The 18,154-nt window shown below is 70.0% G+C and carries 15 protein-coding genes and 1 pseudogene; 4 read left to right on the top strand and 12 right to left on the bottom strand.

The features are described 5' to 3' along the window. Positions 1–188 precede the first annotated feature (188 nt). The 6 genes from ACZ7LU_RS19615 to ACZ7LU_RS19640 form a co-directional block, all read right to left on the bottom strand. A complete protein-coding gene (locus ACZ7LU_RS19615) occupies positions 189–1,640 on the bottom strand; it encodes an FAD-binding oxidoreductase (RefSeq protein WP_471917407.1) in 1,452 nt (483 codons plus the stop codon). Positions 1,641–1,818: 178 nt separating this feature from the next. Next, positions 1,819–3,090: a phthiocerol/phthiodiolone dimycocerosyl transferase family protein gene (locus tag ACZ7LU_RS19620; protein ID WP_471917408.1), complete on the bottom strand. Its 1,272-nt coding sequence runs from the start codon at positions 3,088–3,090 to the stop codon at positions 1,819–1,821. A gap of 39 nt (positions 3,091–3,129) precedes the next feature. Next, positions 3,130–3,864: a DUF3159 domain-containing protein gene (locus tag ACZ7LU_RS19625; RefSeq protein ID WP_471917409.1), complete on the bottom strand. Its 735-nt coding sequence runs from the start codon at positions 3,862–3,864 to the stop codon at positions 3,130–3,132. 81 nt (positions 3,865–3,945) lie between these two features. Continuing rightward, the gene (locus ACZ7LU_RS19630) at positions 3,946–4,596 is read right to left on the bottom strand and encodes a GOLPH3/VPS74 family protein (RefSeq protein ID WP_471917410.1); all 651 of its coding nucleotides are present in this window, start codon (positions 4,594–4,596) and stop codon (positions 3,946–3,948) included. A 766-nt stretch (positions 4,597–5,362) separates the two neighbouring features. Continuing rightward, on the bottom strand, positions 5,363–6,973 hold the full coding sequence (locus ACZ7LU_RS19635; RefSeq protein WP_471917411.1) for an alpha/beta hydrolase: 1,611 nt from the start codon (positions 6,971–6,973) through the stop codon (positions 5,363–5,365). A 113-nt stretch (positions 6,974–7,086) separates the two neighbouring features. Next, complete coding sequence (locus ACZ7LU_RS19640) at positions 7,087–7,734, bottom strand: hypothetical protein (protein WP_471917412.1); 648 nt, start codon at positions 7,732–7,734, stop codon at positions 7,087–7,089. A 129-nt stretch (positions 7,735–7,863) separates the two neighbouring features. On the opposite strand from ACZ7LU_RS19640, the gene ACZ7LU_RS19645 reads away from it, so the two are divergent. Beyond that, on the top strand, positions 7,864–8,451 hold the full coding sequence (locus ACZ7LU_RS19645) for a TetR/AcrR family transcriptional regulator (protein WP_468318352.1): 588 nt from the start codon (positions 7,864–7,866) through the stop codon (positions 8,449–8,451). A 217-nt stretch (positions 8,452–8,668) separates the two neighbouring features. On the opposite strand, the pseudogene ACZ7LU_RS19650 reads toward ACZ7LU_RS19645, so the two are convergent. Beyond that, positions 8,669–8,821, bottom strand: a pseudogene (locus ACZ7LU_RS19650) (TetR-like C-terminal domain-containing protein); the annotation flags it as partial. A 488-nt stretch (positions 8,822–9,309) separates the two neighbouring features. On the opposite strand from ACZ7LU_RS19650, the gene ACZ7LU_RS19655 reads away from it, so the two are divergent. Next, positions 9,310–10,050 (top strand): MerR family transcriptional regulator, encoded by a 741-nt coding sequence (locus ACZ7LU_RS19655; protein WP_471917413.1) that lies wholly within the window; start codon positions 9,310–9,312, stop codon positions 10,048–10,050. 417 nt (positions 10,051–10,467) lie between these two features. Then, the gene (locus ACZ7LU_RS19660) at positions 10,468–10,698 is read left to right on the top strand and encodes a hypothetical protein (RefSeq protein WP_471917414.1); all 231 of its coding nucleotides are present in this window, start codon (positions 10,468–10,470) and stop codon (positions 10,696–10,698) included. A gap of 108 nt (positions 10,699–10,806) precedes the next feature. On the opposite strand, the gene ACZ7LU_RS19665 is transcribed toward ACZ7LU_RS19660, so the two are convergent. Together ACZ7LU_RS19665 and ACZ7LU_RS19670 are read right to left on the bottom strand one after the other, a co-directional pair. Then, entirely contained in the window at positions 10,807–12,204 is a 1,398-nt protein-coding gene (locus ACZ7LU_RS19665; protein ID WP_471917415.1) for a carotenoid oxygenase family protein, read from the bottom strand. Between the two features lie 2 nt (positions 12,205–12,206). Further along, entirely contained in the window at positions 12,207–13,529 is a 1,323-nt protein-coding gene (locus tag ACZ7LU_RS19670; RefSeq protein WP_471917416.1) for an MFS transporter, read from the bottom strand. 245 nt (positions 13,530–13,774) lie between these two features. On the opposite strand from ACZ7LU_RS19670, the gene ACZ7LU_RS19675 reads away from it, so the two are divergent. Next, a complete protein-coding gene (locus ACZ7LU_RS19675; RefSeq protein WP_471917417.1) occupies positions 13,775–16,444 on the top strand; it encodes an AAA family ATPase in 2,670 nt (889 codons plus the stop codon). Here the strand turns inward: ACZ7LU_RS19675 and ACZ7LU_RS19680 are convergent. From ACZ7LU_RS19680 to ACZ7LU_RS19690, 3 genes are all read right to left on the bottom strand, one after another. Next, complete coding sequence (locus ACZ7LU_RS19680; RefSeq protein WP_471917418.1) at positions 16,406–16,717, bottom strand: hypothetical protein; 312 nt, start codon at positions 16,715–16,717, stop codon at positions 16,406–16,408. The two genes, ACZ7LU_RS19675 and ACZ7LU_RS19680, sit on opposite strands and share 39 nt — an antisense overlap. An 82-nt stretch (positions 16,718–16,799) precedes the next feature. Beyond that, complete coding sequence (locus ACZ7LU_RS19685) at positions 16,800–17,501, bottom strand: hypothetical protein (RefSeq protein ID WP_471917419.1); 702 nt, start codon at positions 17,499–17,501, stop codon at positions 16,800–16,802. A 223-nt stretch (positions 17,502–17,724) separates the two neighbouring features. Continuing rightward, complete coding sequence (locus tag ACZ7LU_RS19690) at positions 17,725–18,129, bottom strand: STAS domain-containing protein (protein WP_471917420.1); 405 nt, start codon at positions 18,127–18,129, stop codon at positions 17,725–17,727. Positions 18,130–18,154 lie beyond the last annotated feature (25 nt).

The raw sequence follows: 18,154 nt of genomic DNA on the forward strand, positions 1-18,154 counted from the left end.
TTACGCCGGGCCACGATCTCGGCAAGGCGGCTGCTGCACCTGCGTACTAGTGATGCGAGTGCCCGTCCCGGCCCTGCCTAGCTCGGAGGCCGGGAGTTGGAGGAGCCAGACCGGGGTGAGGCAGGCGGTGCGGCGGTGTGGCCGGTAAGGGTGCCTCCGGTGGTCGGAGTGGCGACGTCGCTTTCGCCTCACAGAGGCATGGAACCGGCGTCGGCGGTCCCGACGGGGAGCGGTGTGGCAGCGAAGACGAAGTCCGGGTCGACCGCCGACTTTATGGCGAGCAAGCGTTCGGTGTTCGGCCCGTAGGAGTTGGCAACCTGGTCGGGAGTCTCCGGCCCCAGGAAGTTCACGTAGCCGCCCGGGAGGGAGAAAGGCTCGAGCGCCGCGTGAAGCTCTTCCAGCCAGCGCAGGTGCGGTGACCTGCCGTCGCCACTGGCGCCACTGCCTGCGTCGTCCTTGCCGCCACTGCCCTCCCACATGGAGATCAGCTCGACCATCAGGTGCGGTTCGCGTCGGCCGAATGCGGTCGAACCGATAGGAGGACGCGTGGCGGCGCCATGGAACTGATGCCACACGATCGCGGAGAACGGTGAGGTGAACTCCTGGGCGGCTTGGTCCAGGACGGTCGCGATGGAGGCGGAGACGCTCTGGACGGTCCGCGTGCGGATCGCGCCCATTCGCCCGGGTGGGAACATGGCGTCCGTCGCGGCCAACGTCGCGGATCGGGCGACAGGCCCCACTTCGGCGAGCACAGGTGTACCGAGTCGGGCCAGGGCACGCACCGGCCCGCTCTCGGCGTTCCCCACCTCGAGGTCCCCCGACCAGGTCGGCGCGGCATACACCGTCGGTTCGCCGTCCGGGCCAGGAAGAAATCCGACGTCCACTGTCAGCTCGTCCGGACAGCCCTGAAGTATTTCTCCGAGGTCGGCGAGAACGCCGGCGCTCTGGGCGATCGGGTACAGGATGGTCCCCGACACCACCGTCGGCACGGGGTGCAACCGTATCCGAGCCGAGGTCACGACACCGAAGTTGCCGCCGCCACCGCGCAGCGCCCAGAAAAGGTCCGGGTGATTCTCGGCGTCGGTGTACACGCGTGAACCATCGGCCAGCACGACCTCGGCGCCGAGCAGGTTGTCCGCTGCGAGCCCGAACTGTCCGAGCAAGGGGCCGTATCCACCGCCGAGCGTGAGGCCGACCATTCCGACGGATCCCGCCGTTCCGGTGACGGCAGTCAGGCCCACCCGCTCGGCGGCCGAGACGACGTCGGACGAGAGCGCCCCGCCGCCCACCGTTGCGAAGCGGTGGGTGGTGTCGACCTGAACTTCCCGCATGTCGGTGAGATCGACAACGAGTCCACCGGGGCGGAACGCCCGGCCCCAGAAGTCGTGGCCTCCGCCACGTACGGAGAGTGGCACTCCGTGATTGCGCGACGCGCGTACTGCGGCCTGCACGTCAGCGGTGGTCGCGCACCGCACGACGACAGAAGGGCGGGCATCGACCGCTGCGTTGAACAACGCGGATGCGCTTGTGTAGTCGGGCCCGCTGGCGAGCACCCGGCCCGCCGCTATGTGGGACCGCAGCTCAGCCAGAAAGGCAGTGCTGACGGCGTCGCGGGCATCGGTGTCGGTGGGGGACTGCATGGTCACTCCTGTGTGTAGTTCGTCCGGTACAGCCGTCGAGGGCGCATCGTGGATTCAGAGACCGGGCGGTCAGCAAAGTTCGTAGTGCTCTGCCCCGGTTCAGCGGGAGGGGCGTTCCACGTCGCCGTACGGCCGGCGAATCATCGGGGATGGGATGGAGCTCGGTGTCCTGAACGGATCAGGAGGACGAGGAGTCGGGTTCGTCGCACTGCTGGGCCAGCACGGCTGCCATGTCGGGCAGCAGAACGGCCACGGGGTCGTGGGTCAGCTCTGTCATGCGCAGGTGTCCTCCGAGGGTGGCGACGCCCAGGACGTGCTCACCGCGCAGTTGGGTGGTCTGCGCCGGTCCCCACAGGGCGGTGAGACGGGTGCGGCTGTGTGCCGGGGCCTTCACCAATCCGAGATTGGTGATCTGGATGTCGGCGGCCGTGGCCGCGGTCATCATCGCTTCGGCTTCTTCGGGGGTGGTCGGCGGTTGCTGATCCAGCGCCTCGGACCCGGTCTTGAGTACCTGCGGTGCGCGCTGGTGTTCCAGAGCCTGGTGATGGTGCCGGGCCAGTTTCCAGAAATCCCCGGCCTGGGACACTTCGCTCGCCGTCCGTGCTCCCGCGAACCGGTTGGCGACAGCGTCGGGCAGACCCGCGGCACGACGCAGGTCGATCGGGCTCAGCACCCTCACCCGGGCACGGCCCGCTCGGTGGAAGACAGTGCAGGCGGCAGCGCACAGCGCTGCGTGCACGGACACGCCCTCGGCGCGGCAACGGCTCGCGAGCCGTGCGGTCAGAGCGCGTTGCAAAGCCAAGGCGGACACGTGCGGTGCCCGTCCCGAGAACTGTGTCAGCTCGCCGGGAGCGTCCGTCGGCTCGTCCCGGGGCGGGCCTATGGGGAGCGTCGCGGCGTCGAGAGCTCGCAGGAGAGCCTCCTGGGAGGGCGGCACGTCCCCCTCCGCGGCCGACTCGTCCCCCTCCGCGGCCGACTCGTCGCCCTCCTCGCGGCCGTCGAGAGCGGCGACAAGGTCCGCCACCACCCGCATGCCGCCGGTCCCGTCGGTGATCTGGTGGGCGAAGGTCAGCACGATGACGCTGCCGGCCTCCGCGGGAACCAGTACGGTCCGCATCAGCGGGCCGGGCTCCGGCGCGATGGGACGCGTCTGCTCAGCAGCGACCACCGCCTGCCAGGGAGTTCCCTCAGCTGCCGTCTCGATCCCGACCGGACGTTCTGTCCACCGGTATCGGGCCTGGGGAGCTCGGCGGTCCACCGAGACGCGAAGCAGTGGGTGGCGTGCCTGCACACCCCGCAGCGCCCGCACCAGAGTCTGCTCGGAGACCTTCCGGTCGATCTCGGCGACGAGCGAGAACTGGACGGGGTTTCGGTGCATGTAGAGGTCGATGGCCCGTTCGAAGGCTCCGAGCTCCCTCACCGTCTCCGCGTGCGCATGACGGATCGACATCCAGGGGTCCTTTCTCTGATGCTGTGAGTGACAGGGGTGCTACCTGAACGCGCGCTGGTGAGGCGGGAGTTCGGCCTCGTGCTGGGTGCTCGTCCCGGCTGGCCGGTTGTCCTCCAGGCGCTTCGACGTTTTGCGGAAGGCCCAGGCGACGACCAGCGCGGCCACCACAGTCAGGGGAGTGCCCATGGCGATCTTCGCGAAGGCGAGCCAGCCGGTGGCGTCGTGAACGTAGAGCCACTGCTTGACCATGAACCGGGCTCCGAGGACGAGTGCCGCAGCGAGGGTGGCGATGTCGTGTGCCCGCAGAACCTGACGGTCCTCGCGCCAGGCGTACGCGCCCCCGTGCAGAAGGTTCCACGCCACGCCGGTCAGGGGGCGGCGGCAGAGGACCGAGCCGAAGGTGGCGAGGAAACCGGCGAACGCCACCCAGATGCCCAGCAGGAAGAAGTCCTTGGCGGAACCGGTGAGCGCGACGATGCCTGCCGCGACCAGAACGCCGGTCAGGCTGCCGGAGGCCGCGAGGAGACGTTCGCCGCGCACCAGCCGAGTCGCAGTGAGCACCGCACCGGTGACGACGGCTGCGACCACGGCCGCCTGCGTGGACAGTACGGCGAGAGCGATTACGAACACCACGACCGGGACGGTCGAGTAGACGAATCCCGGCGTGCCGCCCAGGGACTCGAGCAAGGGCGGCCGTGAGGCGGGAGGCGGCGTACTCCTGGAACTCCTGCCGCTGGTCGGGGTCCGGCCGTGCCGGCCTTCGGGATGGCACATCGATGACTCCTCGTCACGTTCTCGTCAGGGGCTGGGCATTTGGCGTTCCTGGGGCGTGTCTCGTCGCGGCGGCACTGCGGTTCAGGCGCTCCAGCCGCCTCCCACGGCCCGGCTCGCGAGATAGGAATCGCGCAGCGCCTTGCGCAGTCCGGGGACAAAGGCGTCGAACCGCGCCGCATGCGCCTTGAGGTCGGACTTGTGGATGCGGCGGTCTTCCTTGCTCCACACCGAGGTCAGCTCCAGCTCCACGGCCAGGACAGCCATGGCCAGCTCGTCCGTCAGGTCCTCGGCGGGAGGCCCGTCGTAGACAGTCGCGCGCACTTGCTCCTGGAGGGCGTGCACCAGATCCGGGTGCACCACGGTGACCCGGTCGGTGGGTATGACCCCCAGCCTCTTCTCACGCGTGACGGTGACATCCCCGGAGGCGAGCAACTGGTCGCGAACCGGGGTCTCGGCTTTGTCGGCCTTGTCGTGCAGGAACTTGAGCCAGCCCTTGGGCTTGTCCTCAGGCAGGTCGCACCAGACTGCGGCGGTGAACGGGTTCTCAGGCGGGCTGCCGGGGAGCCGCCACACCTTCCCGCCGGAGGCGTCCAGCAGACCGTCGCGGGCCAGCTCGATCATCGCCCCGGCCCGCAGCAACTGGCCGCGACCCTGGATGTTGTCGAGCTGGAACTTCTCTTTCTTGACGGTGTAGCAGAGCAAGTACAGCTTCTGAGCGAGAGTCGTGGACACGGTGGTTTCCCTATAGGTCAGTCGCTGAAAGATGGGGAGATTGTTCGCCATGGAAAGAGGTGGTACGCGGCAGCAGGTTGATTTTCCCCTCACCCCCTGTCCCGGAGTTCCCCCAAGTGCCTTTACGTGAATGGAAGATGCGGAAGGCTGGACGTCCGCCGCGGTCACGTAGGTCAGTGAGTGAATTCTCTGCTGCTGCTTTTCTTTCCTGCGTGACTACTACCTCGGGTCCCAGGCGTGAAACTGGTGACGTTACGGCACACTTCTGTTTCGCCCCCCAAAATGGACGTTTCACCATGCAGATGCACTTATGTCCTACTTTAGAATCCATATCTCAACCAAGCGTGATCCATTGATTTCTGCTTGATTGATGAGGGCGGGGGGCGAGGGTGTTCGGTCGAGTCAGCCGGCGCGGACGCGGAGGCCCGCACCGGCTGCGCGTTGACGGTCCCTTCGTGGAGTTCCGAGACCAGCCCGTGTTCAAGCCACAGGTAACGGATGTCCGGCATCTGGCAATGGCCGTACAACCGCCCATTCCGTGTCCGTCATGTCGACGGTGCCGCGGTGCTGGCGCATGCAGTCGGAATTCGCATTTCCCGGCTTCGCGTGGGCCGGTTCCCGCAATTCCGTTGCAACAGTCGGGGTTTTGGTGTCCAGCCGGACGAAGGTGACGTTCCTTCCCCCCGGCGGCGCTGCTGAGTAATGCGGTCCAACATGTCGGCCGTGCCACTGTCGCAACTAGCGGACGCCCGGTCGTGGCTGTGACTCAACGGTTCGCAGCGACGAGAGGGCGGGTGGTGGCGGGCATGTCCGTCTTGCATACGGTGCCGTCGGCGGGGTGGGTGCCGTGGATGAGGGCGGCGTCAACCGCGCTGTTGACGCATGAGTTGGTGCCGTAGGAGCCGTGTCCGACTCCTTCACGCGTGAGCAGGACCGCAGAGTCCAGGATTCGGGTCATGTTCTCGGCCCAGTGGTGGGGGGTGACGGGGTCCAGCCGGCCTGCGACCACCAGTACCGACGGTGCGCCGGCGCCTGTGAGCGGCTTGGTGACACGGTCCTTGTTCGGTGCGGGCCACCGAGCGCAGTTCAGGGCGGAGTAGGCGCCCCGGGTCCCGATCCGCTTGGCCTCGGTGACGGCCTTGGTGGCCGCGGCCTTGTGCGCGACGATGCCGGCCGGGGTCTGCCAGTCGGCGCAGCGCACCGCCGTGTGGGCTTCGAACATCGCGGTAGGAACAGGAAAGGGGGATACGGTGACGCTGCTCCAAAGGGTGTGCAGGGGCGTGCCGTTGCCGTCCTGGGCGGCCAGCAGCGCCGAGGTCAGCAACGGCCAGGTGTTCTGGTCGCCGGCCAGGGCCCGGGTGGCCTCGAGGGCCATGGCGCCGTCGAGTTGACCTCCCAGGGTGGCGCCCTTGGCGGGTGCGATCTTCAGTGGCTTCGCTTCCAGCGTGTCGATCAGTTCGTCGAACGCCGCCTGGGGGTCTCCCGCTCCGAACGGGCACACTGTGGTCCCTTCGGTGCGGCAGGTCTTGAACCAGGCGTTGAGCGTCCGTTCGCTTGCCACGGCGACGTCGTTGAGGAAGGTGAGGGAGTTGCCGAACCACTGGTTGGTGTCGATGGGCGCGTCGAGCACCATCTGGCGGACGCGGTGAGGGAACAGGGTGGCGTACATCGGGCCGACCACGGTGCCGTAGGACAGGCCGTAGTACGTGATCCTTTCCTCGCCGAGTGCGGCGCGAACCTGGTCGATGTCGCGGGCCACGTTGTCGGTGGACAGGCTGGCCAGGAACTCCTTGCTCTGGTGTTTGACGCAGCCGTCGGTGAACGCGGCGGCATCGGTCAGCAGCCGCGGCAGGGGTTTGCCTCCGGGGACGGCCGGGTCGAAGGCGGTGCCGGCGGCGTCGGCTCGCTGCTTGTCGGTCAGGCAGCGAACGGCCCGCGAGCCGCCGACGCCGCGCGGGTCCACCGCGATGACATCGAACCTGGCGAGCACCGCGGGCGAGAAAGCGCCAGGAGTACCAGCCGACTTGGGCAGATTACGCAGTGTTTCGGTCGCGGGAACCCCGGGCCCGCCCGGGTTGAAGATCAGGCTGCCGATGCGGTGGTCGGGATCAGTGGCCCGGTGCCGTATGACCGCGAGGGGGATTTGCGCGCCATCGGGCTCGGTGTATTCCTGCGGCACCTTGATCGTGGCGCAGTCGAGCTTCTTTCCGCACGAGCTCCACGTGAGCGGACCCGGGGACGGGGCGGCGGCCGACGTACTCACCGCGGACGTGCTGCGCGGCCCCGAGGCGCCGGGCGAACACCCGGTCAGGACCATGACGGCCGCGGTGAACGCCACCCCGTACCGGGCGGCGGGCCTTGACCTCGACTGGATCATGATGATCTTCCTTCCACCGTGCTCGTGTCATTCCGTGCGACCGGGCCTCGCCGGTCGGGCATGAAGCCAGCCGACAAGGGCTGACGTGGTCGTGCCTTCCTCGTTTCGAGGGATCAGTGACCGGCCGTGTCGAGCAGAAAGGCATGGCGCAGGCGGAGCGCGCGCTCCATGCTCGCCAGAACGGCCCCGACCCCCAGTGCGAGGTTCAGCCAGATCGGCAGGTGCAGCGGCGATTCGAATGTTCCGACCCGCTGTGTGACGGGAGGGATCTGAGAGACAGGTTCAGCGAGCTGCAACAGGTTCAGGCCCACACCGATGGCAAGCAGCAACACCGATCCGATGCCGATCGTCCGGCTCAGCCCCGGATGGCGGGCACCGAAGCGCACCCGCCGTCCCTCCGCCGAGGCGGGGTCGGGCGTGAGCTGACGCGGCTGTCCGCCCAAGGGGCGGTAGTGGCAGCGCTTGATGCCGTAGCTGCTCATCGCCACCTCGATGACACCCCCGTCGACAGGGAAGACCGCGGGCAATTTAGAAGCGGCCACGTGCCTGCCGTCCAGGAACAGATGCGCCCGGATCCTGCCGTTGTCCAACCGGGCCCAGTGCCGTACGTCGACGGCGTGCAGGCGGGCGTGCCCACCGGCGCCGGGCAGCCGTAGCCAGAACAGGGAGCGCAGGGGGAGCTGCCACCAGCGGAACCGCTGCAGTTCCCTGCCGTCGCCCGGCTCGAGGCGCTTCGATGCCGCCCACTGCTTCCAGGCCATGGTCCGTCCCCCTCCGCACATCACCCGCTACATCACTAGTACAGCGTGTTATAGAAACGCTAGCACACTGTACTAGTACGGCGTGCTAGTAGAGTGGCGGGGTTAGGGAGAAGTCGAAGGAGAGCGGGCATGGAAACACGCGAGAAGATCCTCCAGGCCGCTGCAGAGATGATCGCCGAGGACATGACGGCGAAGCTGAGCGTGCGCGCGGTCGCCGCGCGTGCGGGAGTGAGCACTGGCTCGCTGAGGTTCCACTTCCCCACTCAGCGCGCCCTGCAGGACAGCTTGCTCGCGCGGATCTACGAACACGTCCTGCCCGGCGACCCGATCCGGGACCAGACACTGCCGCCCCGCGAACGGCTGCTCAACTGCCTGCGGCAGGTTCTCGCGCCGCTCGGCACAAGCGAAGACGCACGAACCGCGTGGGGCACGATCTATCGGACCTTCATCGAGCCCGAGCCGACCGAGCAGGTACGCGCCGCATACCTCGGCCATGAGCGAGAGGCGGAGCACCGTGTCGAACACTGGCTGACCGTGCTCGCCGAGGAAGGCGCACTGCCCCCGGGAGACCACACCCGCAACGTCAGATTCCTTCTCACCGTTCTCAACGGGCTCTCTGTCGAACGGGCCCTGCCTACCCGCGAATCCGTCCTCCTCGCCGAGACCGAGACCCTCAAAGCCGCTGTCGACCACGTCCTCGGGACCGGCTCCGGCTGACCTGCACGACTCCGCCGCGGCGACGAAGGTCCTTTCCGTCTCCGCCTGATGCACCCGGAACAGGACCGGCGGACGCGGGCGGCGGGTTCCACATCATGCCCGGCGACCAGCGCGAGCAGGCCGACTGCGTGCGCCGCGGCCTGGCCCAGGTGCCGGCCGGGCAGCCGACCCGGCAGGGGCAGTGCGCCGATGAACAGGGCGTCGATGAACACGGCGTTGATCGGAGCGGCGCGGCCTGTTCGTCGTCTGCGCTGGCCGCGGTGGTTTGCGGGTCGAGCCGGTACTGGGCTGCTTCGTACCGCCCGGGGTGCTCCCGGGCGTAGTCCCGATAGGCATTCGCGAACCCCGTCAGAGCGTCCGTCCTTGCCCGCACGCCCGGCCACCGCCGCCGGGCGCAGCGAGACGGTCGAGACGCGCGCCCGCCGAAGACGAGAAAGCGGGAGGGGTGTGCTGCGCCCCGAGGGCGTTGCCCACGCGCATCTCGACGCAGGCGAACTCCAGGACACCAACGCATCCGGCCCCCGGCCTGGCCTTGATGCGGCCCCCGGCCTGGCCTTGATGCGGCCCCGGCCGCGCTTTCTGAACTGCGACACCTCACACCTGGCGAGGGGCGCGGGTTCAAGAGAGCCGAAGCTCGTTCTGCGACGACTGCGGGTAGGGATGTCGAACGAGGAGTTCCACGGGGGTAGTTGGGGTTGCTGATGGAGCCGGCCGGCAAACTTCCTGCACCTGTGGGCGAGAAGTCACACCATGAGCAGTCGTACTGGACCCGGCTACCGCAATCGCGCGACACTTCGACCACATGGGCCCACGACGCGATCGCCCCAGCGGCAACGGACGGTGAAGGAGATATCGATCATGGCGTGGAGCACCCGGGAGATGGCGGAGCTGGCCGGCATCACTCTCCGGGCCGTGCGGCATTACCACGACATCGGCCTGCTTGATGAGCCGGAACGCCGCTCCAACGGATACAAGCAGTACGGCGTCAGCCATCTCGTTCGAATCCTCCGGATCAAGCGCCTCGCCGCTCTGGGCTTCTCCCTCTCCCAGATCGCCGAGATGTGTGACGGCCCGGATGCCGACCCGGACCCGCGTGATCTGCAGGTTCTCGACGATGAGCTGGCCGCCACCATCGAACGACTGCAACACGCCCGCGCCGAGGTCGGTGCCCTCATGCGCAGAACGGCCGCTAGCGATCTCCCCCTCCGATTCGCCTCCGTGGACGAGACAGCCGAACTCCCTGACCCGGACCGCTCCTTCGTCACCGTCCTCGGTACGGTCCTTGGCCCGCGTGGGATGGACGCCTACGCGGACTTGCTCCATCAGAAGCCACAGCCGGTGGCGCGCGAACTCGACGAGCTTCCCGCCGATGCGGACGAGCCGGCGCGGCAGAGCCTCGCTGAGCGTCTCGTGCCTTACGTCCGCGGTCTCCGGGACGAACATCCCGGGCTGCGCGACCTTGCCTCGGACGCCCCGCGCGGCCGACAGCACACTGCTCGCACCATCGGCACAGCCATTGACGATCTCTACAATCCGGCCCAGATAGACGTGATGAACCGTCTCCACGAGCTCCTGAACAATCCGGACGACCCACGTTGACCGCCCCGATAGCTCCACCAGCCACCAGCCACCAGCCACCAGCCGCCAGCCGCCGGACGCGACGCCTGAGTTCCGCGGTAGTTGAGGCCAGTCATAAAGCTCTCCTGGGGCCACGGCGCGGCGTTTTTGAGGGCTTCGCAGGGCGGCACGAGCCTTCTCGTGGAGCTCGCGGTACGGGGCTGGGTGCTGGACCGTGAGCTCCTCCAGCACCACTCGCGGTCATGGCCACCCTGTTTACGCCAGACGTGCGGATGGTCCTCAGCAGGTCAGTGCTGACACCGTCGAGCGCGAAGCTGTGCAGGATGCTCGTGCTACCCGACAGCATCGACGACGCGGCGCCGGTGCGCGCCGTGGTGCTCTCCACACCTGGCAGTAGCGTGAAGGAGTAGATCGGCACGAACTACGCATCCCGCCTCGTTGTCCGCGGTATCGCGGCGCTCGCGTTCGACCCCGCCCATCAAGACAGGCTCCTACGAGTCCGGCATGCAGCTCTGGAAGCTGGCACCCAACCCGGTCGACCTGTTGGTCATCGACGGCGTCGGCCACTACGAGATGTACGACGAGCCCGAGTACGTCGACGCCGCCGTCGAATGGCTCGTCAGCTTCTACTCAAACAACCTGCAAATCGTGGTGGATCGCGCCGCCTGACCGGCCGGGACCCGAGGGCCCGGCACGGAGGCCGCGGCGAGGTTGAGGCGGGCGCCCACATCGAGGTTCACCTCGCCATAGGGTCGGATGTGGGACCGGACAACGGGCTCAGACGGGCTGCTCGGTGTCGGGGATCCAGTGGCCGTGGATGCCCGCGGGCACCCGGCGCGGGAGTTCGACAGCGGCCACCGTGCTGAGGTCGCCCGCGTCCAGGACGAGCAGCTCGGAGGTGTCTGCGGCGAGGTCGCTGACAATGGTGAGCAGGTAGCCGTCGTCCTCCGCGGTGCCGCCCGCGGCGGGGGCGAAGACGGCCTCGCCCGGCATCCGGCCCTCGCCGTGCGCCAGCAGCCGCTCCCGGCCGGTTCGGGTGTCGAACTTGACGGTGTGGTAGCCGGAGAGCCCCGCCCCGGGGAAGGCGATCGCGTAGCTGTAGCGGTAGGCGCTGCCGGTACGGGCGTCGTTGATCGACGGGAACTCGGTGACCAGGCCGTTGAGGGGCTCGGAGGTGACCGTGCCGGTGGCCGGGTCGATGACCCACCGCCGGAACGTGGACCCGGTGGCCGGGCTGCTGCCGAACCCGGGGGCGCCGACCCACCACTTCCAGGAACTCTCCCAGGCCGACCGGTCGAAGCCGGGCGCTTCGAGGACGATCCGACCGCGTGCGTCGGTGTAGGCGTTGGCCACGTGGAGCAGGGCCGCCTGGTCGGGCACCTCGAACCAGCGGGCCGGCCCCCCGGCGCGCGGCACCACGCCGAGGCGCAGCGGGACGTCGTCGTGCCAGCGGTAGGGGATGCCGGAGTGTTCCGCATGGTCGAAGACGACGGGTGAGTCGATGAAGACGACGTATTCGCGGGTGAGGGCGAAGTCGTGCATGAGGGAGGGGCCGGCGCCTTCGACGACCTGCGAGCGGATGACGGCGCCGGAGGCGTCGGCCACGTAGTAGGTCAGGTGGGGCGGGAAGGGGCCGTAGCCGAAGAGGTGCAACTCGCCGGTGACCGGGTCCTCCTTGGGGTGCGCGGTCATCGCACCGGTGAGCTTCCCTCCGAAGTCGTGGACGCCGATCGTGTCCAGCTCCGCGCTGACCTCGTAGGGCAGGTTGGCCTCTTGGAGGGCCAGGTAGCGGCCGCCGTGGAAGATGATGTTGGTGGCCGCGGCGCTGACGGCGAGTTCGGTTCCGGTGAACGGCACTCCGTCCAGGAAGGGGGTGCGCACCCAGCGGTTGCGGTACCACTCGGCGCGGCCGTCCCTGAGGCGAATGCCGTGGATCATTCCTTCGCCCCTGAACCAGTGGCTGGGGGTGATGCCCGGCTTGGGGTTGTGGCCGTTGCGGAAGTACCGGCCGTTCAGTTCGGGCGGAAGGGCGCCGCGCACCTTCAGGTCATGTCCGGTGATCTCGTCGGTTACGGGGGTGAAGTGGCCGGTGATGTACGGCTTGTCGAGGTCCGTGGTCGTGGTCGTGGTCGTGGTCGTAGTCGTAGTCGTAGTCGTGGGGAGGGACGTGGTCATGGTCAGGCCTTTCGCATGGGCTGCGCCGTGAGGGCGGAGAGGAGGGAGATCACGAGGGTCAGGGCGGCGCAGGCGAGGAAGGCCGCGCCGTAGGAGGGGAGCAGGGTCAGGAAGGACAGACCGACGGCACCGCCGATCTGCCGGGTGGCGTTGACCAGGCCGCCGGCCAGGCCGTTGTCCGAAGCGGCGACGCCCGCCGAGGACAGTGCGGTGAGCCGTACGAAGGCCACTCCGAGCCCGGTGCCGATCAGGAGGGTCGGGCCGAGCAGGTCCGCGGGGAACCCGCCGTCGGCCGGTGTCCGCGACAGCCAGGCCAGTCCGGCCGCGAGGACCAGCAGGCCCAGGGGCAGCACCCGCCGGCCGGAGAGCCTGCCGGTGGCCCACGAGGACAGGCTGGTCATGAGGGCGAGGGGGAGTTGGGTCAGCCCCGCCTCCAGGGGCGAGTACCCGAGGACGCGCTGCTGGTAGAGGGGGAGGAAGTAGAAGAGGCCGAGCCAGACCGCACCGAGCAGGGCCATCAGGACACCGGGCAGCGCCACCGCCTTCATGCGGGCCGGCACCAGGGGTGCGGGAGCCCGGCGCTGAAGGGCAGCGAACACCCCGAGCAGTGCCAGTCCGGCCAGGGCGATCGGCCAGGGGCCCGACAGGCCGTAGGTGAGGGCGACCAGACCCGCCGTCACCGTGATCGCGCCGGGTGCGTCCAGGCTTCCGCCGCGCGGCCGGTCGGCTCGGACGAGCATCCGTGTCGCCACCAGCACGGCCAGGGCGAGTGGCACCATGACCGCGAACACCGCACGCCACCCGTACAGCCCGGTGAGCACTCCGCCGAGCAGGACGCCGACCGCTCCGCCCGCCCCGGAGACGGCCCCCCACACGCCGAGCGCGGTGCTACGTGCCCTGCCGCCCGGATAGAGGGTCAGGACAAGGGCCAGGGAGGTGGGAGCCAACAGCGCGGCGCCGATCCCCTGCACCGCCCGGGAGGCGATCAGCACAGCTGCCGAGGGCGCCAGGGCGGCTCCGAGGGAGGAGAGGGCGAACAGGGCGGTGCCGGTGAGGAACACCCGGCGGAGCCCGTGGACGTCCCCCGCTCGCCCGCCGGCCAGCAGCAGCGCGCCGAAGGAGAGGACGTAGGCGTTGACCGTCCAGGCCTGGCCCGTCTCCGACAGACCGAGCCCGCTCCGGATGTCCGGGAGGGCGACGTTCACGATCGAGGCGCTCAGGACGACCAGGAACTGGGCGGTGGCCAGGACCGCCAGCGGTGTCCGGCTGGTGACGGTCCGCGGTGCCGGGCCGGTGCCGGCCGGTAGCGGTGCGGTGCGTTTCATGGCCCCAGCTTCGCGACCGGAGCGGGTCGTTCGCGTCGGTGGTCATCACCTATACGTAGGCCGGATCACGATCCCGTAGGCAGCCGCCGTGGGCATGGACATGGGCATGGACATGGGCGAGGGCGGGGGCATGGGCGAGGGCGCGGTGCCTGGGGGGCACTCCTCCGTACCCGGGCTCGGCGGCAGGAGCGGAACGGCTCGTCTCCCGATTCCCCCTCGGCGTACGACCGCATAGGTTGTCGATCATGCCCGCAACGAACACGGACACCGATGTACCGCTCGGCCGCCAGGACGAGATTCGCCGGCTCGGCGCGCTGCTCGACGAGGCACGCCAGGGGCGGGGAGGCGCCCTGGTCCTGCGTGGTGAGCCGGGCATCGGCAAGAGCGCGCTGCTGGAGCATCTGCGCCGCAGCGCGAGCGGGTTCCGTACGCTGGGGGCGTCCGGCGCGGAGTTCGAGATGGAGCTGCCGTTCGCCGCGCTGCACCAGCTGCTCGCACCGGTCACCGACGGGCTGGCAGCCCTGCCCGGCCCCCACCGCACCGCGCTCCGGGGCGCCTTCGGTCTCGAGTCCGGTCCAGCCGACCCTTTCCTGGTCGGCGTCGGTTCCCTGGGCCTGCTCACGGAAACCGCGGCGGAACGCCCGCTCCTGTGCGTCATCGACGACGCACAGTGGCTGGACCGGGCCTCCGCCAAGGCGCTGGCCTTCCTGGCCCGCCGTGTCGCGGCCGAGCCGGTCGCCCTCGTCTTCGCCGCCCGCGAAACGAGCAGCCTGCCCGAACTGGCCGGGCTCCCCGCTCACCACCTCCGCGGCCTCGGCGAGGCGGACGCCCGGGCGCTGCTGGACGCGGCGCTGCCCGCCCCCCTGGACGAGCGGGTGCGCGACCGGATCCTGGCCGAGGCGCGCGGCAACCCCCTCGCCCTGGTGGAGCTGCCCAGGACGGCCGGGCTCGCCGGGATGGCGGGCGGATTCGCGCAGCCCGACTCGGTGCCCGCCGTCATCGAGCAGAGCTTCCGGACCCGGCTGGAGCTCCTCGAACTGTCCGCGCGGTTGCTGGTGACCGTCGCCGCCGCCGACCCGATCGGGGACCCTGGCCTGCTGTGGCGTGCGGCCGAGCTGCTGGGCATCGACGCGTCCGCCGCCGCCGGTTCGGTGCCGCTGGTCGAGTTCGGTACCCGGATCCGCTTCAGCCACCCCCTCGCCCGCTCCGCCGCCTACCGGGCCGCCGCGCCGGAGGACCGGCGCCGGGCGCACGAGGCGCTGGCCGCCGCGACCGATCCGCTCGCCGACCCCGACCGGCGGGCCTGGCACCGCGCCCAGGCCGCCGCCGGACCCGACGAGGAGGTCGCCGCGGCGCTCGAGGCCTCGGCAACCCGCGCCCAGGAACGAGGCGGTGTCGCAGCGGCGGCGGCCTTCCTCGAACGTGCGGCCGCCCTCACGGCCGGTCCGGTCCTGCGGGCCGAACGGGCCCTGGCCGCCGGCCGGGCCAAGCTGGCGGCCGGCGAGTTCGACGCGGCGGCCGACCTGCTGACCACGGTGACCGGCGAGGATCCCGCGACGGCCGCCGAGGCCGACCTGCTGCGCGGAAAGCTGTCGTTCGCCCGCCGCCGCGGCGACGAGGGCCCCACCGCCCACCTCCTGCGTGCCGCCGCGCGGCTGGCGACCGTCGACCCCGACCGGTCACGGGAGTGCTACCTGGACGCCGTCGAGATGGGCATCCTCCTCGGCGGCCTCGACCAAGTGGCGGAGGCCGCGAGGAACGCCCCGCTGCCGGACGGGCCCTCGACCAGCACCACCGGACTCCTCGCCGGTGTGATCGCCTTGGTGGGGGAGGGGCACCGGGCGGCGGGAGAGATCCTCGGGCCCGTCGTCGGCGAACCCGACGACGAGGTCTGGGCCGCACGACCGTCGCTGGGCTACCTGCTGGCCGCCGAGTTCTGGAACTTCGACGCCATGCATGGCATTGCCGCCCGGGCCGCCGCGGCCGGCCGCCGCTCCGGCTCGTTCCACGCGCTGCCCGCCGGACTGGCCATGCAGGCCACCACGACCGCGCACACCGGCGATCTCGGCGCCGCGACGGAGCTGATCTCGGAGGAGGAGGCCATCGCCGACGCCACCGGCGCCGCGCCCCTCGTCTACCCGCGCCTCCACCTGGCCGCGCTGCGCGGCCGGCGCCCGGAGGCCCTCGACCTGTTCGCGTCCGTGGACCAGCGGATGAGCCTGAGCGTGCAGTGGGCGACGGCCGTGCTCTGCAACGGCCTGGGCGACTACGCCGCCGCGCTGGAGGCGGCCCGGCGGGCGGTCGAGAACGGGGCCGTCGGCACCGCAGGCCTCGCCCTGCCGGAGCTGATCGAGGCGGCCGTGCGCTGCGGCCGGCGCGGGCCCGCAGCGGCAGCGCTGTCGGACCTCCAGGAGCGCACCCGAGCCGGCGGGCACGCCTGGGGGCTGGGCGTGGAGGCCTACGCCCGCGCCCTGGTGACCGATGACGAGAACGCCTACCGGGAGGCGATCGACCTCCTGCAGGACAGCACCCTGACCGTCTACCGGGCGAGGGCCCACCTGCTGTACGGGGAATGGCTGCGCCGCCAGGGCCGGCGGCGGGACGCCCGCGCCGCACTGCGCAGCGCGCACGAGCCGCTGACCGACCTCGGCATCGAGTCGTTCGCCGAGCGTGCCGCCGGGGAACTGCGCGCCACCGGCGAGCAGGCACGCAGCCGTACCGCACAGGCGTCGGACCAGCTGACGTTGCAGGAGACGCACATCGCACGCCTGGTGGCCGAGGGCGCCACCTCCAAGGAGGTTGCCGCCACGCTCTTCCTCAGCCCCCGGACGGTCGACGCGCACCTGCGCAACATCTTCCGCAAGCTCGGGCTCACCTCACGCAGGCAGCTGCGCGGGCTTCCCGGCATCGGTTAGCCACAGGGTGGTGGCCGCGGCCGCGCCCTCGTCGCCGTTCACGGACTCGACCGGCCCCGGCCACCGCAGCCCGTACTTGGCCCGATAGGCCTCGGACACCAGCGCGACGAGCGCGGGATCCGCCACCGGCCTGGGCGCGATCTCGCCCTGCCCCTCACCATGGTGTCTCCAACTTCGGCAGCCGACGCTGACGTTGACCTGGTCGCGCTCCCGATGACGCTGAAGCAGACGGTCGCCGCTCTGCCAGCGGCCGTGGAGAAACGGAAGGGGCACCAGCGCTCCCGGTTCCGGCACTGGACCGACGAGGACCGCGACGCTGACACGTGCTCTGGCAGTGGCGCTGGTCGATGTCCTGTCACTCGTCGTTCTGCGGCGAGGGGTGGGGTCGCGGGCCTGGCCTGGCCACGCGGAGGATTCCGTCTGCCAGGCGTGCCAGGGCGAGCAGGGCAGCGAGTGTCCAGATGACGGCCCCCGGCCAGCCGAAGTCGAAGAGCAGCGGCGCCAGGGCGAGCAGCATGCAGGTGACCAGCAGGGCGGGGCAGAGCATGGCCATCAGGCCGTACGGGATGCTCCATCGGCGGTGGAACTGGCGGGGCTGCGGGCTGCGGCGCCAGATGTGCCGACCCAGCCAGGAGCGCGCGTCGGCCATGGCGCGCGGCCGCACGAAGGGCTCGTCGACGACGGCCAGCAGGAGCAGGTAGCCGTCGAGCTTGAGGAACGGCACCAAATTGAGGGCCAGGGTGATGAGGTTGGCCAGGACCAGCCGCCACCAGAACTCGGACTGCCCCACCAGGTCGACGGCTGCGGCGAGAGCGGCGAGCGAGGCGGGGCCGGCGTTGACCGTGACGCCGGCCAGGGCGACGACGGCGCGGGCACCGCGTGACAGACGCCAACTGGAGGAGACGTCGCAGAAGAACGCAGGGCAGACGTTCATCACGATCATGGCGAGCAGGACGTGCCACCACATGCCCGGTGACGGGTCCAGCAGTGACCGGGCCACGTCCGGGAAATGGGTGGCGGTCAGAAAGACGCCGCAGGCCAGGAGCAGCGCGTACAACAGCAGCGTGGGCCGACGACCGGCGAGAGTGCCGACCGTGGCCAGCGCGCGGATCAGTCTGCGGGGCCGGTAGAGAGTGAGTTGGATGATGACCGGGTTGGGCCGCGTCAGGCGCCTAGCGGATGAAAACGCCTCTCAGGTCGCCTGCTCCCCAGCTCGTGAGCGGTGCGTTGTCTCCGACTTGGCATGTGTCCCTGTCCGGCGCGATCGGGGACAGCGGCCGTCATGAGAGGGCTGCTTCCTCCACTGTTTCCCGGATCTGCAGGATGCTGTCGAGGCCGGTGATCTCGCAGATCCGTCGCACCGGCGGCGAGGGCGCCACGACACGGAGACTGCCCCGGCGATGGGTGAGGATCAGCAGATTCAGGAGTGTCGAGTCGGCGAAGGTGACGCCTGAGGCGTCCAGGATCACCTTCGGGTACTGCCTCGCCGCGGCTTCCAGCGCTTGTGCCAGAGGCGTGATCGAGCTCAGGTCGTACTCGCCATGGGCGGCGATGACCCGGGCCCCACGGCACTCGTACTCCCGCACCATCGGTCCGTGCACGGCACACGCGGCGGGCTGTTGCACCACCGATGCCCCGCCGGCGCTGCGCGTCGGCTTCGGCATGGCGACCTCGTCCCAAGGCACCTTCGGACTCCTTCTGCGGTTCTCC

This window comes from Streptomyces sp. NPDC039462 (assembly GCF_055639375.1).